This window comes from Bacteroides clarus YIT 12056, assembly GCF_900129655.1.
GTDB lineage: Bacteria > Bacteroidota > Bacteroidia > Bacteroidales > Bacteroidaceae > Bacteroides > Bacteroides clarus.
Genome location: NZ_FQWK01000006.1, coordinates 139,944 through 164,679, shown reverse-complemented (window position 1 = coordinate 164,679; position 24,736 = coordinate 139,944). Strand labels below are relative to the sequence as shown.

21 protein-coding genes are annotated in these 24,736 nt (G+C 49.4%); 8 read left to right on the top strand and 13 right to left on the bottom strand.

Annotated elements, in window-relative coordinates; translation table 11 throughout:
* Nucleotides 1-70: 70 nt before the first annotated feature.
* Together dnaJ and BUB52_RS12260 are read right to left on the bottom strand one after the other, a co-directional pair.
* On the bottom strand, nt 71-1,252 hold the full coding sequence (gene dnaJ, locus BUB52_RS12265) for a molecular chaperone DnaJ (protein ID WP_009120667.1): 1,182 nt from the start codon (nt 1,250-1,252) through the stop codon (nt 71-73).
* A 13-nt stretch (nt 1,253-1,265) separates the two neighbouring features.
* A complete protein-coding gene (locus tag BUB52_RS12260) occupies nt 1,266-1,883 on the bottom strand; it encodes a nucleotide exchange factor GrpE (protein WP_009120668.1) in 618 nt (205 codons plus the stop codon).
* Between the two features lie 339 nt (nt 1,884-2,222).
* Here BUB52_RS12260 and BUB52_RS12255 point away from each other — a divergent pair, with 339 nt between their 5' ends.
* Complete coding sequence (locus tag BUB52_RS12255; RefSeq protein ID WP_009120669.1) at nt 2,223-3,839, top strand: ABC-F family ATP-binding cassette domain-containing protein; 1,617 nt, start codon at nt 2,223-2,225, stop codon at nt 3,837-3,839.
* A 99-nt stretch (nt 3,840-3,938) separates the two neighbouring features.
* Here the strand turns inward: BUB52_RS12255 and BUB52_RS12250 are convergent, their stop codons facing one another.
* A complete protein-coding gene (locus BUB52_RS12250) occupies nt 3,939-4,793 on the bottom strand; it encodes a CPBP family intramembrane glutamic endopeptidase (protein ID WP_009120670.1) in 855 nt (284 codons plus the stop codon).
* 123 nt (nt 4,794-4,916) lie between these two features.
* Here BUB52_RS12250 and BUB52_RS12245 point away from each other — a divergent pair, with 123 nt between their 5' ends.
* Nucleotides 4,917-5,969: a leucine-rich repeat domain-containing protein gene (locus tag BUB52_RS12245; protein ID WP_009120671.1), complete on the top strand. Its 1,053-nt coding sequence runs from the start codon at nt 4,917-4,919 to the stop codon at nt 5,967-5,969.
* Between the two features lie 88 nt (nt 5,970-6,057).
* On the opposite strand, the gene BUB52_RS12240 is transcribed toward BUB52_RS12245, so the two are convergent.
* Nucleotides 6,058-8,199, bottom strand: coding sequence for a Tex family protein (locus BUB52_RS12240; protein WP_009120672.1), 2,142 nt, complete (start codon nt 8,197-8,199; stop codon nt 6,058-6,060).
* A gap of 105 nt (nt 8,200-8,304) precedes the next feature.
* Here BUB52_RS12240 and BUB52_RS12235 point away from each other — a divergent pair, with 105 nt between their 5' ends.
* The 6 genes from BUB52_RS12235 to BUB52_RS12205 all read left to right on the top strand — a co-directional run bounded on the left by BUB52_RS12235 (nt 8,305) and on the right by BUB52_RS12205 (nt 16,645).
* Nucleotides 8,305-10,218, top strand: coding sequence for a sensor histidine kinase (locus BUB52_RS12235; RefSeq protein ID WP_009120673.1), 1,914 nt, complete (start codon nt 8,305-8,307; stop codon nt 10,216-10,218).
* A gap of 32 nt (nt 10,219-10,250) precedes the next feature.
* Entirely contained in the window at nt 10,251-11,996 is a 1,746-nt protein-coding gene (locus BUB52_RS12230; protein ID WP_039950261.1) for a bifunctional metallophosphatase/5'-nucleotidase, read from the top strand.
* Between the two features lie 44 nt (nt 11,997-12,040).
* Entirely contained in the window at nt 12,041-12,382 is a 342-nt protein-coding gene (locus BUB52_RS12225; RefSeq protein ID WP_039950208.1) for a hypothetical protein, read from the top strand.
* 235 nt (nt 12,383-12,617) lie between these two features.
* The gene (locus BUB52_RS12215; protein ID WP_009120675.1) at nt 12,618-14,915 is read left to right on the top strand and encodes a TonB-dependent receptor; all 2,298 of its coding nucleotides are present in this window, start codon (nt 12,618-12,620) and stop codon (nt 14,913-14,915) included.
* 71 nt (nt 14,916-14,986) lie between these two features.
* Nucleotides 14,987-15,865, top strand: a complete 879-nt coding sequence (locus BUB52_RS12210) for a helix-turn-helix domain-containing protein (RefSeq protein WP_009120676.1) — start codon at nt 14,987-14,989, stop codon at nt 15,863-15,865.
* An 18-nt stretch (nt 15,866-15,883) separates the two neighbouring features.
* Nucleotides 15,884-16,645 carry a creatininase family protein gene (locus tag BUB52_RS12205; RefSeq protein ID WP_039950263.1) on the top strand — a complete coding sequence of 254 codons (762 nt, stop codon included), beginning with the start codon at nt 15,884-15,886 and terminating at the stop codon, nt 16,643-16,645.
* A gap of 116 nt (nt 16,646-16,761) precedes the next feature.
* On the opposite strand, the gene BUB52_RS12200 is transcribed toward BUB52_RS12205, so the two are convergent.
* From BUB52_RS12200 to BUB52_RS12160, 9 genes are all read right to left on the bottom strand, one after another.
* Nucleotides 16,762-17,172 carry a DUF4878 domain-containing protein gene (locus BUB52_RS12200; protein ID WP_009120678.1) on the bottom strand — a complete coding sequence of 137 codons (411 nt, stop codon included), beginning with the start codon at nt 17,170-17,172 and terminating at the stop codon, nt 16,762-16,764.
* 32 nt (nt 17,173-17,204) lie between these two features.
* Nucleotides 17,205-17,831 (bottom strand): C40 family peptidase, encoded by a 627-nt coding sequence (locus tag BUB52_RS12195; protein WP_009120679.1) that lies wholly within the window; start codon nt 17,829-17,831, stop codon nt 17,205-17,207.
* Nucleotides 17,832-18,010: 179 nt separating this feature from the next.
* Entirely contained in the window at nt 18,011-18,433 is a 423-nt protein-coding gene (locus BUB52_RS12190; RefSeq protein WP_009120680.1) for a BT0820 family HAD-type phosphatase, read from the bottom strand.
* A gap of 16 nt (nt 18,434-18,449) precedes the next feature.
* Nucleotides 18,450-19,529 (bottom strand): OmpA family protein, encoded by a 1,080-nt coding sequence (locus BUB52_RS12185; protein ID WP_009120681.1) that lies wholly within the window; start codon nt 19,527-19,529, stop codon nt 18,450-18,452.
* A 12-nt stretch (nt 19,530-19,541) separates the two neighbouring features.
* Nucleotides 19,542-20,906: a type IX secretion system motor protein PorM/GldM gene (gene porM / locus BUB52_RS12180; protein ID WP_009120682.1), complete on the bottom strand. Its 1,365-nt coding sequence runs from the start codon at nt 20,904-20,906 to the stop codon at nt 19,542-19,544.
* Nucleotides 20,907-20,916: 10 nt separating this feature from the next.
* A complete protein-coding gene (gene porL / locus BUB52_RS12175; protein ID WP_009120683.1) occupies nt 20,917-21,372 on the bottom strand; it encodes a type IX secretion system motor protein PorL/GldL in 456 nt (151 codons plus the stop codon).
* Nucleotides 21,373-21,421: 49 nt separating this feature from the next.
* Nucleotides 21,422-22,720, bottom strand: a complete 1,299-nt coding sequence (locus tag BUB52_RS12170) for a carboxypeptidase-like regulatory domain-containing protein (RefSeq protein WP_009120684.1) — start codon at nt 22,718-22,720, stop codon at nt 21,422-21,424.
* 31 nt (nt 22,721-22,751) lie between these two features.
* Nucleotides 22,752-23,987, bottom strand: coding sequence for a YjbH domain-containing protein (locus BUB52_RS12165; protein WP_039950211.1), 1,236 nt, complete (start codon nt 23,985-23,987; stop codon nt 22,752-22,754).
* 20 nt (nt 23,988-24,007) lie between these two features.
* A complete protein-coding gene (locus BUB52_RS12160; protein ID WP_039950213.1) occupies nt 24,008-24,709 on the bottom strand; it encodes a YjbH domain-containing protein in 702 nt (233 codons plus the stop codon).
* Nucleotides 24,710-24,736: the final 27 nt, after the last annotated feature.

Genomic DNA, 24,736 nt, shown 5'->3' with positions numbered 1-24,736 from the left:
TATAAACGGAAATCCCTATAAAGTACTATTCTTTATAGGGATTTCCGTTTATAGAGATGCGACTTTTGTATTAGTCAAACAAACTCTTGAACTTCTTGAAAATCTTCTCCTTAATAGAAGTATTCGGCTTGAAATTATCCGAACCTTCCATTTCTTCCAAGGCTTTTTTCTCCTCTTTATTCAGAGTTTCAGGTACATATACACTGACATTCACCAGTAAATCCCCGGTACCGTATCCGTTTACATTAGGCAAACCCTTGCCGCGTAAGCGGAGAACCTTTCCCGGTTGTGTACCCGATTCGATTTTCACCTTCACCTTACCGTCGATGGTGGGTATTTCTACCGCACCGCCCAATGCCGCTGTCGGAAAGCTGAGCAACAGGTTATAAATCAAGTCGTTTTCGTCACGAATCAGTTCCTTATCCTGTTCTTCCTCTACAAGAATCAGCAAGTCGCCCGGTACGCCGTTGTGCTTGCCGGCATTACCTTTGCCGCCCATGGAGAGCTGCATGCCTTCGGCTACACCTTTCGGGATATTTACGGTAACAACTTCTTCACCGTAGACGATTCCTTCACCGGCACATTCCTTACATTTATTCTTGATAACTTTACCTTCGCCGCCACAGGTAGGACAGGTGGTGCGTGTCTGCATCGTTCCGAGAATGGTCTGCTGGTTGCGGATTACCGTACCGCTACCTTTACAGGTAGGACAGGTTTCCGCGCCGCCGTCTCCCTCTGCACCGGTTCCATGACAGTGGCTGCAGGGTACATACTTTTTCAGTTTGAATTTCTTCTCTACTCCGGTAGAAATCTCCTTGAGGTTCAGCTTCACTTTAACGCGCAAGTCCGAGCCGCGATAACGGCGTTGCTGTTGCGCGCCACCGCCGCCGAATCCGCCGAAACCACTGAAACCGCCGCCAAAGCCACCGCTGTGTCCGCCGAATATATCGCCGAACATGGAGAATATGTCGTCCATGGACATGCCGCCGCTGAAACCGCCGAACGGTCCGCCGTTACCGGCGGCACCACCCATTCCGGCATGGCCGAATTGGTCGTAACGGGCACGCTTGTCCGGATTGCTTAATACATCGTATGCTTCCGCCGCTTCCTTAAACTTCTCCTCGGCTACCTTGTCGCCAGGGTTTTTGTCGGGGTGATATTGGATGGCTTTCTTGCGATAGGCTTTCTTTATCTCTTCTACCGATGCTGTTTTTTCGACTTCCAGTACTTCGTAATAATCTCTTTTTTCCATATAACTGTGTATGTTATTCTCCAACCACTACTTTGGCATGGCGGATTACTTTGTCGTTTAGCGTGTAACCGGTTTGTACGCAGTCCAGAATTTTACCTTTCAAAGCTTCGTCGGGAGCCGGGATTACGGCAATGGCTTCGTGGTAGTCTGTGTCAAGCGGCTGTTCTTTGGTTTCGATTACTTTGACACCGTTCTGACCCAATACTGTCATAAACTTGTTGTAGATAAGCTCCACACCTTCTTTTACGGCAGCTACATCGGTGGCGGTCTCCATGTTTTTCAGGGCGCGTTCAAAGTCGTCCACGATAGGAAGAATGCTGCTGATGCTCTTTTCTCCGCCATTCAGGATAAGTTCGGCTTTTTCTTTCATTGTACGTTTACGGTAGTTGTCGAACTCGGCGGAGAGACGCAGATACTTGTCTTTCTGGTCTTCAATCTCTGCATTGGCCTTTTCCAATTCCTGAGCGAGTTTCTCTTCTTCAGTCAGGGCAACCTCTTCTTTTTCAGTTGTTTCCTCGCCGTTCTCGTCTTGGACGGCTTGCTCTTTCAACTCTTCTTCGTTGATGTTTTCTTTTTCTTTCGGGTCCATATTGTTATGCTTGTTATTCTTATAAAATGATTTTGCTTTCATTGCTGTCAAGGGTTTAAGTTAATATGATACGGTTTTGATAGCAAAAACTTTGCCAAATTGACGGCTTTTGCCAAAAACGCTGCAAAGGTAATACTTTTATGTCAGATTGACAGCGAAATATTCCATAAATAGGAAGTTAACATCGTGCGGGGAGTAAGTTAACTTCATATCATGCAATAAGTTAACTTCATTGCAGATGTTTACTTAACTTCATATCATGCAATAAGTTAACTTGTTGTAAGCTGTTTTACCGTATTATTTCGTATCTTTGTGCCCGCAATTCGCAGAGTTATAGGTATTAAATAGTAAGTAGTACATAATAAAACAGTAAATATAAAGATGATTACAGTCTCGAACGTATCGGTACAGTTTGGTAAAAGAGTGTTGTTTAATGATGTAAACTTGAAGTTTACAAGTGGTAATTGTTATGGTATAATCGGTGCCAACGGTGCGGGAAAGTCCACTTTCTTGCGGACCATTTCGGGAGATTTGGATCCGACGACGGGCTCTATCATGCTGGGACCGGGCGAGCGTCTGTCTGTATTGAGTCAGGACCACTTTAAGTGGGATGCCTATACGGTGATGGATACCGTAATGATGGGGCATACGGTGTTGTGGGACATTATGAAACAACGTGAGGCGCTCTATGCCAAGGAAGACTTCACGGATGAGGACGGTTTGAAAGTTTCCGAACTGGAAGAGAAATTCGCCGAGCTCGACGGCTGGAATGCGGAAAGTGACGCCGCCGCTTTATTGAGCGGGTTGGGCATCAAGGAAGACAAGCATTACGTGCTGATGGGCGAGCTGAACAATAAGGAAAAAGTACGTGTCATGCTGGCGCAGGCTTTGTATGGCAATCCCGATAACTTGCTGCTGGACGAGCCTACCAATGACTTGGACATGGACACCGTAACCTGGTTGGAAGAGTACCTTGCCAATTTTGAACATACCGTTTTGGTAGTGAGCCACGACCGTCACTTCCTTGACTCCGTGTGTACGCATACGGTGGATATCGACTACGGAAAGATTAACCTCTTTGCCGGTAATTATAGTTTCTGGTATGAATCCAGCCAGTTGGCTCTCCGTCAGCAACAGAACCAGAAGGCTAAAGCCGAGGAGAAGAAGAAAGAGCTGGAAGAGTTTATCCGCCGTTTCAGCGCCAATGTGGCAAAGAGCAAGCAGACTACCAGCCGTAAGAAGATGCTGGAGAAACTGAATGTGGAAGAAATCAAACCGTCGTCACGTAAATATCCGGGTATCATCTTCACTCCCGAACGCGAACCGGGCAATCAGATTCTTGAAGTTTCGGGACTGACAAAAACGTTGGAAGACGGTACGGTATTGTTCCGCGATGTGAACTTCAATGTGGAGAAAGGGGATAAAATCGTATTCCTTTCACATGATCCGCGTGCTATGACCGCCTTGTTCGAGATTATCAACGAGAATATGAAGCCGGATGCGGGAACTTTCAACTGGGGCGTAACGATTACCACCGCTTACCTGCCGCTGGATAACACTGCCTTTTTCAATACGGACTTGAATCTGGTAGATTGGTTGAGCCAGTTCGGCGAGGGCAATGAGGTATACATGAAGAGCTTCCTCGGCCGTATGCTTTTCTCCGGCGAAGAGGTGTTGAAGAAAGCAAGCGTATTGTCGGGCGGTGAGAAGATGCGTTGTATGATTGCGCGTATGCAGTTGCGCAATGCCAACTGTTTGATTCTGGATACTCCGACCAATCATCTTGACTTGGAGTCTATCCAGGCATTCAACAATAATCTGAAGACGTATAAAGGCAATATCCTGTTCTCATCCCATGACCACGAGTTCATCCAGACCGTGGCGAACCGTATCATCGAGCTGACACCGAACGGTATTATCGACAAGATGATGGAGTATGATGAATATATCACTTCGGACCATATCAAGGAATTGAGAGCGAAGATGTATAATAAGTAGTGGTTAGCGATTAGTGGTTAGTGATTAGTAAGCTGCGCCATATATGGTGAGATACTAATCACTAACCACTAATCACTAATCGCTAATCACTAACTGTTATCAATTTTTTCTGAACATTTTTAAAATCACTCCTGTTCCCGCTACCATTAGTACCGTACAAAGTATGGAACCTTCAAAACCGAAAGCTCCGCCGTTTATCAGATTGGCCTCGGGCAGATAGAGCGTCAGCAAACCGTCACAAAATTTATTTCCACTGACTTCATAACCCAAGACCGGACCTTGTATCCAGTTCCAGAACCAGTGTAAAGCTATCGGGAAACAGAGATTACGCGTGTATATATAAGAAGAACCTAAAAGAATGCCTGCCAGCAGGATGTTGATAAAAGACAGAAAGTCGAAGTTCGGATTGGCTATATGAACCAGCGAGAACAGGGTGGCGGAGAGAAACAATGCCCAAAACTTATTCACCCCGCCTTGCAGCATACGCTCCAATACAAACCCCCGCAATGCGAATTCTTCTGTAATGGCTACCAGCAAAAAGAAAACAAAGCTAATCAATAAGGAAGAAGGATTGAATACAACTCCTGCAATCTCTATCGCTCCTGCCAATAAGGATACGCCGAATCCTACCGCATAAAGAACGATTGCCAGTGATATTCCTGATAACAAATCTTTCTTACGTATCGCCAAAGAGCGTCCCAATCCGGTTAATGAAACTCCTCGGAAATGCCATACAATCCAAGCGGAGAGGAATATACCTATCAGCATCAGTGTTTCGCTCAGGACAAAATAGAACATCTTATCGGCTCCTTCCTTACCCAGCTTTTGCAATACTGCCGAGAAAGGTATACCTAGTATTGTAATGATGATAACAGCAAGCGTGACAAAAGATATGATATCGATTGCCACTTTTCCAAAACGTTTGGCTTTGGGCTCATTTCCAATGGTTTCCATGCGTAAAAAATAATTTCAGTTAATTAATATCCGACAAAAATAGCAATAAAAAGAGAAATCATTATTCAAGGTTGACGGTTTCTTCTTATATTTGGAAAATCAAATCAATCTGACACTTAAAACATGAACCTGAGAAAAATACTTTTAGCGGCCGCCGGATTGGGCATTATGATACTGAATGCCTCTGCCCAGACTTCCAAGCGCTATACCGTTGCCAAGCCCGGCACTTTGGTGGAAATGTTGACCGAAGATGAGGCGAATGAGATTACGCACCTTGTCCTGCAAGGCAAACTGAACGCGATTGATTTCCGCCATCTGCGGGATGAGTTCAAGAAACTGCAAATACTGGATATATCCAATGCGTCTATCAGCATGTATGCCGGAAAGAACGGTACGCATCCCGACCGCTTCTATATCTATCCGGCCAATTGCATTCCGTCCTACGCCTTTTGCAAGCAGCTTAGCGACAGTACTTTTATCGGAAAGACATCTTTGACGCAGGTCATCCTGTCCGATAAGACCAAGAACATCGAAGACGGTGCATTCAAGGGATGTACCAATTTGAAGATTTGCCGTATACGCAAAAAAACTCCCCCGAACTTGCTGCCCGAAGCCCTGGCCGACAGCGTGACAGCCATATTCATCCCCCTGGGCAGCAGCGACTCGTATCGCCGCGGCAAACGGTGGGAGACATTTGCTTTCATAGAAGGCGAACCGGTGGGAGCCACTGTACAGATAGCTACGATGGGCAGCCTTGCCAGCGAACTGATTCGCGCCGGCATACAGCCCAAAGATGTCAACTTCCTTACGGTAGAGGGTAAAATGGACGAAGCGGACTTCACATTGATACGCAATTATATGCCCAACCTGGTAAGCGTAGACCTGTCCAAATGTAACGCCACGGTCATTCCCGACTATACATTCACTCAAAAGAAATACCTGCTCAACATCACATTGCCCCATGCCTTAAAGAGCATCGGCCAACGTGCATTTAGCGGATGCGGACGGTTATGCGGCACATTGGAGCTTCCCCCCGGCGTAACTGCCATAGAATACGGCGCATTCATGGGATGCGACAACCTTCGCTACGTCCTTGCCACCGGCGATAAAATCACAACTTTAGGCGATAACCTCTTCGGTAACGGCAAAGACAAGCTGACTTATAGAAAAGAATGAAGAATGAGGAATGAAGAATGAAGAATTTGGCTGCGCAACGCAAACACGCCGCAAGGAAATTCTTCATTCTTCATTCCTCATTCCTCATTTATCCATTCCCTTGCTCCACCCCGATCATCGTCAACTGTATGCGTTTCCGTTCGGTATCTACGCTGAGTACCTTTACGCGTACCTGCTGGTGGATGGACACAATCTCATTAGGGTCTGATACATACTTCTGCGCAAGTTGCGAGAGGTGTATCAGGCCGTTTTCTTTGATACCGATGTCGACGAAAGCGCCGAAATTGGTGATATTCCCCACGATACCCGGCAGTTCCATACCTATGCGCAAATCATCAATCGTGCGTACATTCTTGTCGAACTCGAATACTTTGATCGGGCCGCGAGGGTCACGTCCCGGCTTTTCGAGCTCTTGCAGAATATCTTTCAAGGTGGGCATTCCGACGGTGGGAGAGAGATACCGTTCGGGCTGTATCTTCAGGCGCAGTTCCTTGTTGGCGAGCAGTTCGGCTACGCTGCATCCTAAATCGGCGGCCATCTGCTCTACGATATGGTAACTCTCGGGGTGCACCGCCGTATTGTCCAGCGGGTTCTTGGCATCCGGTATGCGCAGGAAGCCGGCGCATTGCTCAAAGGCCTTTGCGCCCATACGCGGAACTTTCATCAACTCCTTGCGGGAAGCGAATGCTCCGTTCTCGGCACGATAGTTCACGATGTTTTGAGCCAGTTGGGGGCCGAGTCCCGAAATGTATGTAAGCAGATGACTGCTGGCGGTGTTCAGATTGACGCCGACCAGGTTTACGCAGTTCTCTACGGTCTGGTCGAGTGACTTCTTCAGCTTGCTTTGGTCTACATCGTGCTGATATTGCCCTACGCCGATGGATTTCGGGTCTATTTTGACAAGCTCCGCCAGCGGGTCCATCAGCCGGCGCGCGATGGATACGGCGCCGCGCACCGTCACGTCGTATTCGGGAAACTCATCCCTGGCGATTTTGGAAGCGGAATAAATGGAAGCGCCCTGCTCGCTGACAATGAAAATCTGCACTTCCCGGTTGAACGTATGCCGTTTCAGAAAATCTTCCGTTTCCCGGCTGGCGGTACCGTTTCCGATGGCGATGGCTTCCACTTTGTAGGCTTCTATCATCTTCTGCAGTTTGGCAAACGCCTCTTTGCCCTGGTTTACCGGCGGGTGCGGGTAGATGTTCTCGTTGTGCAGCAGGTTACCCTGCGCATCCAGACACACCACCTTGCAGCCGGTACGGAATCCCGGGTCTATTCCCATCACCCTTTTCTGTCCTAACGGCGACGCGAGCAGCAACTGCCGCAGGTTTTCCGCGAATACCCGGATGGCTTCATCATCGGCGCGTTCCTTGCTTTGCGCGGCAAACTCGGTCTCGATGGACGGTTTGAGCAGACGTTTGTAAGCATCCTGCACAGCTTCCGCCACCTGCTTTCCGCAAGCGTTGCCGCTCTGTACAAACTGCCGTTCCAACCGTTCCACACACTCTTCATCGTCGGGGCTGATACTCACTTTGAGCAAGCCTTCCGCTTCGGCGCGGCGAATGGCGAGCAGACGGTGCGAGCTGCACCGCTTCAAGGGTTCCGCACAGTCGAAATAATCCCTGTATTTGGCTCCTTCTTCCTCTTTGCCTTTTATCACCTTGGCGGTCAGTACGGCTTGGCGGGCGAAGGTGTTGCGCAATGTGTTACGGGCGCGCTCGTTCTCGCTCACCAGTTCGGCGATGATGTCGCGCGCGCCTTTCAGGGCGTCGTCCGGGCTTTTCACATCCCCTTTCACAAAGTCGGCGGCGCGCTGCCGGGGATGAGGTTCGCGTTGGAGCATCAATAGGGTGGCAAGCGGTTCGAGCCCCTTTTGGCGGGCGGCTTCCGCGCGGGTTTTGCGTTTGGGCTTGTAAGGCAGGTAAATATCTTCGAGGACGGTGCCGTCCCATGTCTCATCGATACGTTTTTGCAGTTCGGGAGTCATTTTCCCCTGTTCGCGGATGGTGCCGATGATGGTCTCCTTCCGCCTGGCCGTTTCCTTCAGCTTTTCGTAGTGGGTTTGGATGGATTCTATCTGCACTTCATCCAGTCCGCCCGTCATTTCCTTACGGTAGCGGCTGATAAACGGGATGGTCGCTCCGTCATCGAGCAGGGCGAGTGTCTGCCCGATTTGTTTTTCTGATATGCCGAGAATGGCAGCTATCATGCTGTGAAAGATTTGTGTCATGTCAGCTTCTTTTTAATAATGAGCGCCAAAAGTACGAAAAACAATCTTTCTTTACGCCTTTTTTGAGTTTTATTGTATCTTTGCGACAGTTCAGGAGGACGTTAAATGAGACAATCCAAGAAAATACTTTATAGAACACTGCTTTGCCTGACGGCATTCTTCTCCCTCATGCTCCCGGCCTTTTCTGCGACGGGCGACCATCCTGTACTGATTATCAGTTCTTATAATCCGGACTCGCGCCAAACTTCGGACAACATTTCCAACTTCATGGAAGAGTTTCAGCGTTTGGGCGGTACATGCGGTGTGGAGCTGGAGAACATGAACTGCAAGAGTTTCTCCGAGTCTCCCTTGTGGAAGACGAGAATGGCGGGCATCCTGTCCAAGTACCGGGATACGAAAGAACCCTCGCTCGTCATACTGATAGGACAGGAAGCGTGGGCTGCCTATCTGTCTCTGGAAGACTCCGTCCGGGGCGACGTTCCGGTAATGACGGCGCTTGCCAGCCGCAATGTAGTGCTTTTGCCGGAACAGGGCGCGGACTTGAAGACATGGATGCCGGAGTCGCTGGACTTCTTCGCCGACTTCGCCGGCTCCCCGATTAAGAGCGGCTTTGTCTATCAGTACGATGTGGCCGCCAATATCCGCATGATAAAACGGTTGTACCCCCAAACGGAACATATCGCCTTCATCTCCGACAACAGCTACGGCGGCGTAACCTTGCAGGCGCATGTGGTAAAAGAGATGAAGAAATTCCCCGAATTAAGCCTTATCCTCTTGGACGGGCGTGTCAACACGATTTATACCATCAGTGACAAACTGCACTCGCTGCCCCCGCGCACCGTTCTGCTGATGGGCACATGGCGCGTGGACATGAACGACGGTTACTTCATGCGTAACGCCACTTATGCCATGATGGAAGCCGCTCCCGGCCTGCCCGCATTCTCCATTACGTCCGTAGGCATCGGCTACTGGGCTGTGGGCGGAGTAGTGCCCGTCTACCGTGCGCTGGGCAGGGATATGGCGCGGCAGGCTGTCCGTGTGCTGGCAAACCCGAAGAACTCCGAGATAGAGATTATATCCTGCGAAACCGTCATGGACGGCAAACTGGTGAAGGAGAGGAAGCTCGATATCGCTTCGATTCCCGGCCCCATCCGGCTGGTGAATGTCACTCCGGGCTTCTATGAGCAATATAAGTACCATATATGGGGAGTGGCTGCCGTTCTGGTCATCCTGCTGACGGGCTTGCTCATCACGCTCTATTTCTTCTACCGCACCAAGAGGCTGAAAGACGAGCTGGAAGTGTCCGAAGCCGCCCTGCGTGAGGCGAAGGACAGGGCGGAAGAATCCAACCGCCTGAAAAGCGCGTTCCTCGCCAATATGAGCCATGAGATACGTACGCCGCTGAACGCCATTGTGGGATTCTCGGACGTGCTTTCCGCCGGAGATACCGCCATAGACGACCAGCGCGGATATTTCGAGATAATCAAAGCCAACTCGGACTTGCTGCTCCGGCTGATAAACGACATACTGGATGTGTCCCGCCTGGAAGCCGACCGCGTTACTCTCACCCTGGAGAAGTGCGACGTGGTGCAGGTCTGCATGCAGGTGACGGCTTCCGTGACACAGGCGCGCCGGTCGTCCAACCGGATAGTGTTCGAAAGCGCCGCAGACAGCCTGGAAATCCGTACGGACATCCAGCGTTTGCAGCAAGTGGTCATCAACCTGCTGTCCAATGCGGACAAGTTTACGGAGAACGGCACGATAACGTTGAAACTCGAACCGGACATGCGGAACCGCACCGCCCTGTTCTCCGTATCGGATACCGGCTGCGGCATACCGCCGGAGAAGCGGAAGCGGGTCTTCGAACGGTTCGAGAAACTGAACGAATACGCGCAAGGCACAGGCCTGGGGCTGTCCATCTGCAAACTGATTGTGGAGAAGTGGGGCGGCAGGATATGGATAGATTCGCAGTACACCCGCGGCGCCCGTTTTGTGTTTACCCACCCGCTGGATTTATGAAACAGATGAGCTATATGATAAACCAAAGATATATGAAAAAGCTGACTTGTTGTTTTGTATGTATTTTCCTGCTTATCGGCACGGTTGCCGCGCAGGATAAAGAAGTGAAATTGAAAATAGTGCAGACCAGTGACATACACGGGAACTTTTATCCCCGTGATTTCATTCTCCAACGGGATGCCGTCGGAAGTCTGGCACGCGTGTACGCTTTCGTGCAGAAAGAGCGTGAGACGTATAAGGACAATCTGATTCTGCTGGATAACGGTGATATCCTGCAAGGGCAGCCCACCGCCTATTATTACAATTATATAGATACGGTATCTCCCCACGTAGCGGCCGAGATGCTGAACTTCATGGGATATAACGCCGGCAACATGGGCAACCACGATGTGGAAACGGGACGTGCCGTGTTCGACCGTTGGGCGGGCGACTGCCATGCTCCCGTACTGGGCGCCAACATCATCGAAACGGCTACGGGCAAAACCCACTTCCCGCCGTACGTGACGCTCGAACGCGACGGAGTGAGGATTGTTGTCCTCGGCATGATAACCCCCGCCATTCCGGTGTGGCTGTCCGAGAACCTGTGGAAAGGGCTCCGCTTTGACGACATGGAAGAAACGGCGCGCAAGTGGATGAAGATAATCCGTGAAAAGGAGCGTCCCGACATCGTAATCGGCATGTTCCATGCCGGACAGGACGCCCTGCTGATGGGCGGCAAGTACCGGGAGAACGCCTCGCTGGACGTAGCCCGCAATGTTCCGGGCTTCGATATCGTACTGATGGGACACGACCACGCCCGCGAATGTAAGAAAGTGCGGAACATCGCAGGCGACTCCGTACTGGTTATCGACCCCGCCAGCAACGGTGTGGTGGTGAGCGACATAGACATCACCGTGACGCTGCGCGACGGCAAGGTCACGGACAAGAAGATTGACGGCGTGCTGACCGAAACCGGAGCATACGGCGTCAGCGACGAGTTTATGAAACATTTCGCGTCACAGTACGCCACCATTCAGGATTTCGTATCGAAGAAGATAGGGCGTTTCACGGAAACCATCTCCACCCGTCCCGCCTATTTCGGTTCGTCCGCCTTCATCGACCTTATCCATACCTTGCAACTGAATATCAGCGGCGCCGAGATTTCGCTGGCCGCCCCTCTGTCATACGACACCCGGATAAAGGAAGGGGACGTTTACGTGTACGATATGTTCAACCTGTACAAGTACGAGAACATGCTCTACACCATGAAGCTCTCGGGTAAGGAAGTGCACGACGCTTTGGAGATGTCCTACGACCTTTGGACGAACCGCATGACTTCTCCCGACGACCATATCCTGCTGTTCCGCGACAAGCCCCGCGAAGGTGCGGCGGATAGAGCCGCTTTCAAGAATTTCAGTTTCAACTTCGACTCCGCCGCAGGCATCATCTACACGGTGGACGTTACGAAGCCGAGTGGCCGGAAAGTAACCATTCTCAGCATGGCGGACGGTACTCCGTTCGATATGAATAAGATGTACACGGTAGCCCTGAACTCTTACCGCGGCAACGGCGGCGGGGAGCTGCTGACAAAAGGCGCCGGCATTCCGCAGGATGAACTGAAAGAGCGCATCGTCAGCTCTACCGACAAGGATTTGCGCTACTACCTGATGCAGTACATCGAGGGGAAGAAAGTAATCGAACCCCGTGCGCTCGGCCAGTGGAAATTTGTTCCCGAGGAGTGGGCTGTTCCCGCTTCCAAACGTGATTATGAGTTCTTGTTTGGTAAAGTTCAGGAATAATTACTAACTTTGCGGCCTTAAAGTCAAAAGGCGGATAATAAGACGTGAGAAGGATTAAAAGAACCATATACGCATTATGCTTGCTGGTACTCTTTGTAGGGTACCAGGCAAGCGTAACGGCGTTTACTCACGTCCATTACGTCAACGGGGTATTGATTACCCACTCTCACCCTTTTCATAACCAGCATTCACACTCCGCTACTTCGCTGATTGCTATCGGTTTGTTGTCGCACTTCAGTTCGGACAAACCGGATTGCGGCGAAATACAACACCCGATGCGTTCTTTGCTGCGGGTGGTGGAAAACGAAACCGATACGTCCGTCATCAAGGGAAAAGCGTATCGGATGATTTCTCTCCGCGCTCCCCCTTATTCCGTTACCCTTTGATATTGTCTGTACCAACGTCCGGTATTTGCCGTACCAACGCTTGGTATTCGTTGTACCGACGTTTGGTATCTGTCGTACCAATGCTTGGTATTCGCCGTACCAACGCTTGGTATTTGCCGTACCTACGGTTGATACCGGAATGGTACCGTTAAACAACTGATTTTTTTAAAGAGTAAATGTTGAAGGTCAGCCCGTACGAGCTGAATCTGTAACAGAAATAAAAGCGATTATTCAAATGAAACATTATATATTGGCGTTGATGCTTACCGTGGTGAGTATCGGCGCGGCTATTGCCGCAAACCCGATAAGGGAAGGCAATATGATTTCCGGCCATGTCCTTGTGAAAGGTTCGGAAGAGAACATACCGTATGCCACCGTTTTGATTGTGGGTAGCGGACAGGGAACGGTATCCAACGAAGAAGGCCAGTTTGAGTTCAAGAACCTGCCGGCCGGTAAGTATACGTTGCGCGTCTCTGCGGTGGGCTATAAGACGCAGGAAAAAGAGATTGAAGTCAACAAGGACTTTACGGCGGTGGTACATTTCCAGTTGCAGGAAGAAAGCTTCATGACCGATGAAGTTGTGGTTTCCGCCAATCGCAATGAGGTAAGCCGGAAGGCGGCTCCTGTGGTGGTGAACGTGATGAGCGCCAAGCTCTTCGAAATGGTGAACTCCACCGACCTCGCCAAAACGCTCAACTACCAGTCGGGCTTGCGTGTGGAAAACAACTGCCAGAACTGCGGTTTCCCCCAAGTGCGTATCAACGGTCTGGAAGGCCCTTACTCGCAAATCCTGATTAACAGCCGTCCCATCATCAGCGCGCTGAGCGGGGTGTACGGCTTGGAGCAGATACCGGTGAATATGATTGAAAGGGTAGAGGTAGTGCGCGGCGGCGGTTCGGCGTTGTTCGGCGCCAATGCCGTGGGCGGAACCATCAATATCATCACCAAAGACCCCATCAACAACTCCTTCCAGGTATCGAGCATGTTCTCCAATATGGACGGCAAGTCCTGGGAGCAGTACATGGGCGGGAACGTCTCTCTGGTGGCCAAAGACAATTCCTATGGAATCGCCCTCTACGAAAGCTACCGCAACCGCAATCCTTACGACCGCGACGGTGACGGTTTCTCCGAACTGGGCAAGCTGAACATGAATACTTTCGGCTTCCGCGCCTATTACCGCCCCACGCATTTCAGCCGCATCAACCTGGAGTATCACACTACCAACGAATTCCGCCGCGGCGGCAACAAGTTCGACCTTCAGCCGCACGAAACGGACATCACCGAGCAGACCAGGCACATCATCAACAGCGGCGGACTGAGCTACGACCTCTTCTGGCGCGAGTATAAGCATAAAATATCGTTGTACGGCTCTATCCAGCACACCGACCGCAACAGCTACTACGGCGCGCAGAAGGATATGAACGCCTACGGCAAGACGAACGACCTGACCTGGGTGGCAGGCGGCATGTACGTAGGCAATATGGACAACTGCCTCTTCGCCCCCGCCACCTTTACGGGCGGACTGGAGTATCAGAACAACTCCATGCACGATGTCATGACGGGCTATCACCGCGACATGCGGCAGGATGTACGCATCGCCAGCGCCTTCGTGCAGAACGAGTGGAAGATGAATGTGCTGACCATGCTCGTAGGCGCCCGTTTGGATAAGCACAACCTGATAGACAAGCTGATATTCAGTCCCCGCGTCAACCTGCTTTATAAGCCCGCCGAGGATTTTCAGGCGCGCCTGACGTACTCCACCGGTTTCCGCGCGCCGCAAGCGTACGACGAAGACCTGCATGTGACCGCGGTCGGCGGCGAAGGCGTGCAAATCAAGCTGGCGGACAACCTGCGCGAGGAACGTTCCAACAGTTACAGCGGTTCGGTGGACTGGACCACCCGGCTGGGACACTGGCAGGCCAATATCCTCGTAGAGGGTTTCTATACCGACCTGCGCCATGTATTCGTGCTCGAGGACATCGGCAAGAACGATATGGGCGATGTGATTAAGGAGCGCCGTAACGGTAACGGCGCCCGTGTGTACGGCGCCAACCTCGACGCCAAGATTGCCCATGGCAAGGAAGCGCAGTTCCAGCTGGGCTTTACCGCGCAGCGCAGCCGCTATACCCGGGAAGAGGTTTGGACGCAGGTGGACGGTGAAGACCTGACCACCAAACGTATGCCCCGCACGCCCGACTATTACGGCTACTTTACGTTCTCGTCCGCCCCGGTGAAGAATTTCGACTTCTCTCTGTCGGGCACGTATACGGGCAAGATGATTGTGCCGCACTACGCCGGGTATATCGAGAAAGACCGCATGGAGAATACGCCCCACTTCTTCGACCTCAATCTGAAGCTGAACTATACCTTCGTGCTGCACGACCATATCAAGTTTCAGTTGAATACGGGCGTGCAAAACATTTTCAACAGTTTCCAGAAGGATTTGGATAAGGGAGAGTTTCGCGATGCCGGTTATTTTTACGGACCTACACAGCCGCGTACGTTCTTTATCGGCTTTAAAATAATGAATTAGGATAACATTCACGATTTTTAAATTAATAATTCCGTGAATAATCCTATATTTGCCGGCAAAGCACAAGAACAATGAATACAAAACAGATACGCAACGTTGATATCTCCGGAATACAGCATCTGCCCATGATTGACTTTATCGGCAATGATTTCGCTATTTTTGATGATATAAGGGATATTCCTTTTACGCCATATCCTACGCGCCTGAACGCCGCCTGCCTTGCTGTCTGCCGGAAAGGCCGGTGTAAGATGAACATCAACCTGCAGGAATATGAAATGAAAGAGGGAGTGCTTTGTATCATCCTGCCCGAGCAAATCGTGCAGCAGGGCGAACGTTCCGATGATTTCTCCGGCAGCTTTATAGCGGTGTCCAGAGATTTCATGGATTTGGTGATACCTACCATGCAGCAGTTGTTTCCCATGTTCTTCATGATAAAGGAGCGGCCTTGCATCGATATCACCGCCGACGAGTTGCAGGCGTTCGAGGAATATCACTCTTTCCTGTGGAGCAAGGTGAAGCTGAAAGACAACCCGTACCGCAAGGAGATTACGCAGGGATTGTTGCTGGCTCTGTTCTACGAGATATACGACATCTATCAGGGGCATACCGCTAAGGAGCGCACTCCGAAAAGCCGCAAGGAAGATTTGTTTGAACGCTTCATACGGTATGTTTCCGAACATTATAAAGAGGAGAGGAGCGTGTCCTATTATGCCGACAAGATGTTCCTTACCCCTAAGCATCTTTCCACCGTGGTGAAAGAGGTGAGCGGAAAGACGGCGGGCGAGTGGATTGACAGCCTGGTGATTCTGGAAGCGAAAGCCATGCTGAAATCGTCCGAGCAGAGCATTCAGGAGATAGCCGACGAGTTGCACTTCGCCAATCAGTCGTTCTTCGGCAAATACTTTAAGCATCATACCGGCCTCTCGCCCAAGGAATACCGGAAGCAGTAATTTCTAAAGATGACAGCTATGGAAAAAAGAGAAATAGACCTTACCGTTTCCTGCTATGGAAAGGTGAAAGACGTGAAGTATGACGTTGTGATTCTTCCCTGGGGAGCCACCGAGCCGCATAACCTGCATCTGCCGTATCTCACGGACTGCATCCTGCCGCATGACATTGCCGTGGATGCCGCCGCTTTGGCGTTGGAACGTTCCGGCGTGCGCTGCATGGTGATGCCGCCCGTACCTTTCGGCGCTCACAATCCCGGACAGCGGGAACTTCCTTTCTGCATCCATACCCGTTACGCCACCCAGCAGGCCATCTTGGAAGATATTGTGGCTTCCCTTCACGCGCAGGGCATCCGCAAGCTGATTATCATCAGCGGTCACGGCGGGAATAATTTCAAAGGAATGATTCGCGACCTTGCCTTCGTCTATCCCGATTTCCTGATTCTGGCGACGGACTGGTTCGGCATCGTTCCCACCAAGGGCTATTTCGAGGCCGCCATAGACGACCATGCCGGTGAATCGGAGACTTCGGCCATGATGTACTATCATCCCGAGCTGGTGAATCTTGATGAGGCCGGTAACGGAGACTCCCGTCCGTTTGCTATTGCCTCGCTGAATGAAAAGGTGGCGTGGGCGCCCCGCCATTGGGACAAAGCCACTGTGGATAGCGGGGTGGGCAATCCCGGGAAGGCGTCCGCGGAGAAAGGCGGGCGGTATCTGAAACCGGTCATTGAGAAACTGGCGACGCTCTTTGAGGAAGTGGGGCGGCACGAACTTTACTGAGATAAGATTTCTATATAAAACGACAGACAGCTAAATAAAATCCGGACAGCTGCGGCAGAGGAATTCCTTCCTTTACTCCGTATGCTGTCCGGTATCTTTTCAGGGCTGTCCGGGCTTTACTTTCCTATGGACATCAGCCATTTGCCGTCTTTCTTCACCATTTGCTGCTCACCCTCTTCGGTCTCGCCGTTGCCGTAAGTGTATTTGGTCTTTACCACAGCGGTATTGCCGTCCTCGGCCACTTGTTCCGAGAGGATTTCGATGTCCTTTATGCCGCCTTTCTTCTCATATTCCTTCGATACTTTTTCTTTGAGCATGGATACCAGCGCTTCTTTTTGTTCCTTTACCTTGGCGGCATCCTGACTGTCGTCGAAAGCCAGTCCTTCTACGAAATTCTCATAATCGCCGCTTTGCAGATACCCGCTGTACTTTTTCAACGCGTCGCCCGGAGTGCTTGGAGAAGAAGAGCAAGCCGCCATTACGAAGACTGCCATTACCATCATGGTGAAGTAGAATACTTTTTTCATACGTTTTTTGTTTTAAGTGAATAATGTGTGTTTTAAAAACAGTATATCAAACAGAGGCGTCCGCTCTGCGCAATATCGTTCGGCATCAGATAGTCACCGCTCATGCCGGGGATGTTGACGGAAGTGGTTCGGCCTTCGGACAGGTCTATCCCTTCTTTCCGGTACACATAGTCGATGAGTTCCGTGCAATACATCTCGGTGGTATCGTTCAAGTCGTAGTCATGGTCGAACAACAGGTGTTTGCGGAAAAGTCCGAGTGCGCTTCGGGCGGCTCTGCATGCAAGGGCGGAGTCTGCTTGCACATGCATCACGGCACCCCGCGCGGCTTTCCCCGCATCGAAGAACCGTTCGACGGGTTCCATCTTTATCCTGTCCGCATCTCCCTTAAAGTCCGGTTCGCCGGGAACGGCGTGTATCACGTACCATGCTCCGCGCTCTTTCTTCAGGATGCCGGTATGCGAGTATCTTCCCTCGCTGTCGGCCGCCAGCACTATGCGGCTGGTGAATCCGGTGCCTCTTCTGAATACGATGTCTCCTTCTCTGAATAATTCTTGGGGCAGGTGTAGGCCTTCCTTGGGGGGATTATCTTTGCAAGCGCTAAGGAAAAGCAGGGAGAACAGGCTGATTGCAAACGGCGTGATATGGGTGTTGTTTTTCATTAGGCACAAATATAACAAAAAAGGCAACATCTGTTAACAGATGTTGCCTAATTTTTTTAGTGTACCCTAAAAACTAATCTCTCTCTTATAAAAACTAATTTACTCTATCGTTTTCTAAATGACGCTGCAAATTTAAAGAGTCTTTTCGGAGTACGATTTGACATAAGTCAAAAAAACGGTTACTTTTTGAGGAAACTCCAGAGTCCGCCTTTTTTTGAGGGGGGAGTTTTATCATTGTCACGATACAGCTCCTCGTACGTCAGCTTCTCCTGAACCATGCGGTAGATGTCTCCCCAGTCGGGCAGGCCGCCCAAGTTGCGGTCGTCGATGAAGATGTCCGCTTTTACTTTGCGCGAGAAACCGTGATGGGCGGTGTCCTCTTCGGGGTAGTCACGGTTGATGGCATAAAATTCCACGCCCCGCTCCCTGCACCATTCCACAGCCTCGTCCAGCAGTTTCCCCTCACGTACGGTCCATAGTATCAGCCGATGATGAGCCTTAATCAGCATTTTCAGCGTATCGATGGCGAAAGGTATTTCGTTTCCGATTTTAGGGTATCGGTGTTCTACGATTGTGCCGTCAAAATCAATGGCGATAGTCATAGAAGTGAATTTCTGTTTATAAGTTGCTCGGAATGAAGATAATCATCGCGTTGTTTCCGGTCTTGTTTGCATAGCCCATGGATTCGGGAGCGGCGGATGCAATTCTTTCGGGAGCGATGTTGTACTTCTCTACCAACATTTTCTTGATGGCTTCCGTGCGTTTGTTGCGCAGTTCGGTTTCGGCTTTCTTGTCCTTTACGTCATTGCTGAATGCTACAATCTTGATAACGGCAGGATTCTCGGTCATCCATTCGCCGATATTGTTCAGCTTGCCGGCTTGCTCTTCGCTGATGAAGGAACTGAACTCGTCAAAGTGGATATCTACGGAAATGATACCTTTCTGTTGGGCAGGCTCGATAACTATGTTCTTTCCTGCTTCCACCTTTTGAGTGTTTTGCGATTCCTGTTTCAGTTGCTTGATTTCTTCCAGCATACGGTTCATCTTGTCTTTGATTTCCTGTATGTCGGTTTTGTCGGCGAAAGCCTCATTCTTAGCCTTCCGGGATGTTTTGTACTTGTCTTTGAAGCTGTATGTGACACCGATATTCACGCCGGATTGTACAAATACGTCATCGGCGTCTTTGCCCTTGTAGTATTTGGGCAGGATGGTAAACGAAGGTTCAATGAATAGGCTGAGCTTTCTGTTCAGGTTGTATGACGCCTGTAACGCTATCTTTCCACCGATGGAGCTGACGTTCTTGTTATCGATGTCGAGCTTGTTCGTGTTGAAGTGGTTGTAGCTGGCTCCGACGATAGCCGCCAGGTTGAAAGGCTGGTATCCTTTATTTCCCACCAAGGTCAGCATATAGTCCAATTCGGCTCCGTATTGCTGGGCGCGCATGGTCTTTACACGGTTCTTTCCGGCAAACGCGTTGATGCGGAATGCCGAGTAGCGGGTCAGTTGGATACCGGCTCCCATTTTGCCGCCGACAATCATGTTTCCGGTAGTATTGGACAGCCATTCTCCGTTAACGGCTCCGGTTACGAACCAGTTGTACTTTTGGAACGATGTTTTGTCATTTTGTTCCTGTGCAGTAAGACTACCGGCACTCATCAGCGCAGCAGCCAATATAATGTGTTTAAATCCAAATTTCATAACTTTACTTTTTTAATAGAGTACTACGTTGATAGAGCCGATTTGCTCATCTGTCTTTTGTCCGCCGGACACGGTAATGGATGTGATGTAGAATTTATCACCTGCCTGTAACTGTTCGATGGCTTTCTTCTGCTCGCCGGAGAATTTGTTACCTTTGTTTTTAAGGGTAATAACCTTGTTGCTTCCGGCTTCGATGAATACCGTTTCGAAAGATACGACTTTATATTTTACCTGAGGACCTTCATTGGCTTGCGCCACCAGTTCGTTCATGCCGAGCAAATGACTTTTGCCAAGAGGTACATCACCCTTGTATAACGTGTTTTTACCGTTATGGGAATAAGAGAGGTAAGGTTGCGGAGCGGGCAGATTTCTGACCTCGTATTCATAACGTGCCAATACATCGGTTCCATCGCTCACGGTAATGACGGCGGTACGGCTGTTGTTGTCGGGCAGGGCGATGTAGCGGTTGTTGCGCATCACTACCTTACCGTTCTTCATGGAAACTTTCAGTTGCTCTTGAGGAATACCGATGCTCGTCAGTTGCAGCTTATTGTCGTATCCTTTGTATAATACGGCGGCTTCGGGAGCTATTTGTACAAAAGGCTTCTTCAGGGTTCCGTCGGTCAGGATGTCGGTAGGTACTCCGTTTACGAAGATTTGGTTATCCGAAAGCTCTGCCGGTTCCTTTTCAGCTTCTTTTTCGGCTTCCTTTTGAGGTTTGCCGGCTTCCGGGGTTGCTTCCGAAGTCTGTATTCCCGTTCCGTTTGTCATGGCGAGCAACACTTCCTTTTCGCAGCTCAGCAATTCCATCTCCATTTTGTCAAGCATGGTGATACCTGCATTGGCAGTCAGATGCGAGAACGTTTCCTCTTCCCATGAAGCGTTGTCGGTTTGAGGAGTGATGTTCATATAACTGCTTACGAGTTTTTTCTGCGCGTCACCGGCAAGCATGCTTTCCATTTCCTGCTTGTAGGTTGCGATGCTGTTTTTAAGATTATTACCCCGTTTGTTGCTGAGGAGTACATCAGGAGTCGCCTTTTCGTTATCGCGGTTCTTGAGGATACCGCTCTGATATTCGTCTTTATCGGCTGTCCGTATGATGTTTTCTTTCAGGTCGTTCAACTCTTGCCGAATGGCATTGGTTTTCTCTTTGACAGATTGTACCTGTCCCGTGACTTCCGGCTTTTCCTGCTCCAGGCGTACTCTTAATTCTTCGTTGTATGTTTGGAGCTGTGCTATTTGCGGGCGGTAGTCATTGCTGATAATATCATAACCCTCTATGGCATCTTTAGATATATGGATGGCCAATATAGCGATTAAGATGATATATATCAGGTTAATCATTTTTTGCCTTGGCGGCATTACATATTTTGACATAACAGCTATTTTACTTTGTTGTTTTTACGTTCATTGTATCCTGCATTTGTTTGTATTGTTTGTTCAGCAGGTCCATTTGTTGCTTCACTTGTTTCAACTGGGCTTCATGGGCTTCGTTCAATGCTCTCACGTTCTCTTCCAGCTTAGCCATTTCCTGTTTGTAGTTTTCACCGTTTCCGGACAGTTTGAAGTTCACGGAAGCAACTTTCGGGTCGGTATTCGCCAGTTTGTCGTTCAGGATAGGAAATACTCTTTCCCATTTATATTCTCTGGTGGGTTCGTCGAATCCTGAGATGAAGAAGATAAATACTTCGGTGTACAGGCCTATACCCAAAAGTATGTTACCGTATGGGAAATCACCGATTTTGGAGATGGCACCTAGAATTACCAGACAAGCACCCCAACAATAGCAAAAGTTGTAAAAACGTTTTCCGGTTCTACTTGATAAAAAATTACGTAAACTCATAGGTATGTGTTATTTAAATAATAGTTTTGATTAACTCTCATGTATGCGGTTATTTACCGGTACTACCGCCGGAGTGTTGGCTGATGGGGCCGTTGGTATACTCTTCCGTGTATCCGTTGTAGCTGTTCAAGTTAACTTCCACCGGAGTGCTTTGGCCGTTAATCATGACATGGAATGTGTAAGTCTTTGCCAGGATGTTGGCTTTGTTTCCGTAATACAATACGTGGTTACCGCTGATGTTGGTAGTCAGTTCGGTTGCTGTTTCATATACGCCTTCCTTACCTTCCTGCAGTTCGATGTATCGCTCTATTGCGGCGGCCAGTTTCTGAGAAGCTCCTTTGGCAGCCAATGCCGTGGCCGGAGAAGTGGTGTATGTCCAGCCGTTTTTCACCGTTACATTCAGTTTCACACCGGTCATGGCATTGAACTCTCTGTTTTCCAGTTTCAACACTTCGCTTTTTCCGTTCACGGCATTGTATTCCACGGTACCCGATGTTTTGCTGCTTTTGTCGAATTTCACATTCATCTCATACTTTCCTGCTATTTTTTCTCCGGCAGGGATGGTGATTTCATATCTGTTGTCCTCGGCGTTGAATACCGGTTTACCTAAAGATTTGTCCGCTCTTGTAGCAACTTCGTCTTTTTTAACGGCAGACATATAATCGGTATCGAAATAACCGTCCGTCGCATCATCAGCAAGGTTATTCACGGCGATGGTAACATCTTGTTCAGCCACTATATCGGCCGGCTCTGTTTTAACGGCTACATTGCTTACCGGTACTTGAGTCTCATTTCCTGTTGCGATTTTAGCTTCTTCATATACAACCGCCGCAACTTTTGTATCTTGTGTTACCGTACCTGCCGGAATAGTGATGGTGGCAGGATCGGCATTGGTGTCTACAATGTTCGGTGCCGTAACTACCGCATCAGCAGTAGGTGTTGCGGTTTCGGTATGATTCTCATCATATACAATCTCTTTTGCCATTCTTACATTCAAGGTCACCTGGCTACGGTTCTTGGCAGAAGATGCGATGCTTGTCTCTGCTTCGAAAGTCTGCAGGCCGCTTGCTGTAAATTTCACTTTGTATGCGGTGGCGTCGTTCACAGTCAGTTTATATACTCCTTTACTGTCTGTTGTCGCAGAAACGTTGCCGGTTTCCACTTTGGCGTTTGCCACTACTCCTTTACTGTCGCTCACTTGTCCTACAATGTAGTATTCGGTTTTATCTTTTAAAGGATCGTCTACAATTTCATTTGTTTTGTCATCTCCGCCGATACTACAACCGGTTGTACTGAAAGCCATTGCGCATAACAAAAGGCTTCCGAATAAAAAACTTTTCTGTTTCATGATTTTGTCTTTAAAAACTAATTTATTTGATTTATTTTATTGATTTTGATTGAGCTTTCTTCGCTTCCTTAATCAGGAAATAACGGATATAATCAGGTTGGTAGAATCCGCCGCTTCTGTTTTCGTCAGGGCGGGTATAATAGCTTTTTCCCATTTGTTCGTCGATATATTTCCCATGCGCCACCATGCTGTAAGTCCATGCAAAATAGTCGGCGGGTTTCACCCGGAAGAATCCTTTTCGGTTCCATTTCTTTCCGGGCAAAGGGATTGCAAAATGGAAGCCGCCGTTTATCTCTCCGCTTGTATATATTCCGAAAAGACCGATTGCATATTCCCCGAAATGCCGTGTGCAATCACCTCTTATGCCGTAGTCGCCAAATACGTAGCGGTTGGCGCTCAGGTCGAATTGCAGGTTGGTATGCGGTTCGTAATAAGATGCCGTGACCGATGCGTTCACACGCATTTTGGTACCGATGTACCAACCCTCATCGGCTGTTACGGCAGAAAACCCGGTTACTCCCATTTGGGCCCCGACCTCTGCACGTCCGTTGTCGGTACGGTATTTTATCGCCAGTTGGGCGCCTATGCGGTTATCGGTGAAGTTTCCCACAGTGAGACGTCCGAATAAGTTATGCTTCAGCCGTACATCCTGCGATATGGTGATTATCCCCGGCCGTACCCGTTTCATTTCTCCGGTCAGATTGGTCGCTATGGGAAGTATCACCTGTGCGGTCGCTTTGGCTCCTTTCCATAGAGCCATCTCCACTGCCGGATTCAGGTTTATCGCATAGGTATAAAGCTCATCAAAGGTATTGTTCTCAAGAAAAAGGTCCGGATAAATAACGACGTCCACTTTCCATGCCGAGGTGTTTTCCGGTTTTTCGCTTTTCTCCAATACCTTCATGGCGTTGTCTGTATCAACGGATATCCGCATCCGTTGGTATACTTGCGCAAGGCCGATGTCTCCTTTTTTGTAGGCATGTACCAGTGAGTCCGGCATATCGATATATAAACGGGGGATTCTGTTTTCCAGTACCACCATCTGCAAGTTACCGCCGGGTATACCGTCAAGGCAGGCTGTAACGGCTTTTCCTATGCCGGTGTATGTTCCCCGGTATACATTATTCTCAAAAGCCACTGTTGTCGTTTCCGGCGTCTGTACGCACCGGATATTCTCCATGCCGATTTCCTTCAGCTTCGCCATGATTTGGGCATCTGCCGTGGTGCACAGTAGCATCAGAAATGCAACGATGTATATTCTTTTCATTCTGACCGGTAGCCTTGTCGTTAATGTATCAGCGTACATTCATACCTGATTCCGCCTGCTATGCAGTTGAACTCTCTGGTAAAAACATGTACGGACAAATGCTTCCATAACCTGACGGCGCTGCCTACGTTAAACCCATCGGAGTCGTATTCCGCCATGAAACTGATTTCTCTGCATCGGGCGGGAGAGTAGCTGATGCCGCCGAACGGTCCGTCCTGCACACTGTGTTTGTTCAGCGGGAAGTAATATCCGGCAGTCAGCGCCAGCCTGTCGCCTTTCACTATCGAGAAACTCTTGGTAAGCACTCCGTAAACGGTAGCGAAGTAGTTGGTGCCCATATCTTTGAATGGGTCATTGGTACCTATCACTATGGAAGGATGATACTTTCCTTCTTTCAACGGGCGCACACGCGCCGTCATTGAACGGTCTTGTTGGAAATATCCTCTTTTTCCGTCATACCGGGTGGTTTTCAATAACGTACATCTGTAACTCAGCTCTAAGATGGATAGAAACGTGATATTAACGAAGTAATTACCCGTATTGAATTTAAAAGGGGTCATTCCGTCCGGCAGGTAATTAGCCCCGCCCATGAAAGTACCTGTTTCCCGCATGTCCGCCGTGGGTATGTTCAACAAGCCGGTATTTCCCATGGAATACTGCGCCCGTATCACTGTGCAACAGAAAAACAGGAAAAATAGTAATAAGTATTTTTTTATAGGCATTATACCTCGGGAGAGTATGCTACGCTT

Coding starts and splice junctions, on each gene's coding strand:
- BUB52_RS12160 (WP_039950213.1), bottom strand. CDS start 24,709: ATGCCTATAAAAAAATACTTATTACTATTTTTCCTGTTTTTCTGTTGC.
- dnaJ (WP_009120667.1), bottom strand. CDS start 1,252: ATGGAAAAAAGAGATTATTACGAAGTACTGGAAGTCGAAAAAACAGCA.
- BUB52_RS12240 (WP_009120672.1), bottom strand. CDS start 8,199: ATGACACAAATCTTTCACAGCATGATAGCTGCCATTCTCGGCATATCA.
- porM (WP_009120682.1), bottom strand. CDS start 20,906: ATGTCAAAATATGTAATGCCGCCAAGGCAAAAAATGATTAACCTGATA.
- BUB52_RS12250 (WP_009120670.1), bottom strand. CDS start 4,793: ATGGAAACCATTGGAAATGAGCCCAAAGCCAAACGTTTTGGAAAAGTG.
- BUB52_RS12255 (WP_009120669.1), top strand. CDS start 2,223: ATGATTACAGTCTCGAACGTATCGGTACAGTTTGGTAAAAGAGTGTTG.
- BUB52_RS12200 (WP_009120678.1), bottom strand. CDS start 17,172: ATGAAAAAAGTATTCTACTTCACCATGATGGTAATGGCAGTCTTCGTA.
- BUB52_RS12170 (WP_009120684.1), bottom strand. CDS start 22,720: ATGAAACAGAAAAGTTTTTTATTCGGAAGCCTTTTGTTATGCGCAATG.
- BUB52_RS12215 (WP_009120675.1), top strand. CDS start 12,618: ATGAAACATTATATATTGGCGTTGATGCTTACCGTGGTGAGTATCGGC.
- BUB52_RS12195 (WP_009120679.1), bottom strand. CDS start 17,831: ATGAAAAACAACACCCATATCACGCCGTTTGCAATCAGCCTGTTCTCC.
- porL (WP_009120683.1), bottom strand. CDS start 21,372: ATGAGTTTACGTAATTTTTTATCAAGTAGAACCGGAAAACGTTTTTAC.
- BUB52_RS12260 (WP_009120668.1), bottom strand. CDS start 1,883: ATGAAAGCAAAATCATTTTATAAGAATAACAAGCATAACAATATGGAC.
- BUB52_RS12245 (WP_009120671.1), top strand. CDS start 4,917: ATGAACCTGAGAAAAATACTTTTAGCGGCCGCCGGATTGGGCATTATG.
- BUB52_RS12205 (WP_039950263.1), top strand. CDS start 15,884: ATGGAAAAAAGAGAAATAGACCTTACCGTTTCCTGCTATGGAAAGGTG.
- BUB52_RS12210 (WP_009120676.1), top strand. CDS start 14,987: ATGAATACAAAACAGATACGCAACGTTGATATCTCCGGAATACAGCAT.
- BUB52_RS12235 (WP_009120673.1), top strand. CDS start 8,305: ATGAGACAATCCAAGAAAATACTTTATAGAACACTGCTTTGCCTGACG.
- BUB52_RS12190 (WP_009120680.1), bottom strand. CDS start 18,433: ATGACTATCGCCATTGATTTTGACGGCACAATCGTAGAACACCGATAC.
- BUB52_RS12185 (WP_009120681.1), bottom strand. CDS start 19,529: ATGAAATTTGGATTTAAACACATTATATTGGCTGCTGCGCTGATGAGT.
- BUB52_RS12230 (WP_039950261.1), top strand. CDS start 10,251: ATGAAAAAGCTGACTTGTTGTTTTGTATGTATTTTCCTGCTTATCGGC.
- BUB52_RS12165 (WP_039950211.1), bottom strand. CDS start 23,987: ATGAAAAGAATATACATCGTTGCATTTCTGATGCTACTGTGCACCACG.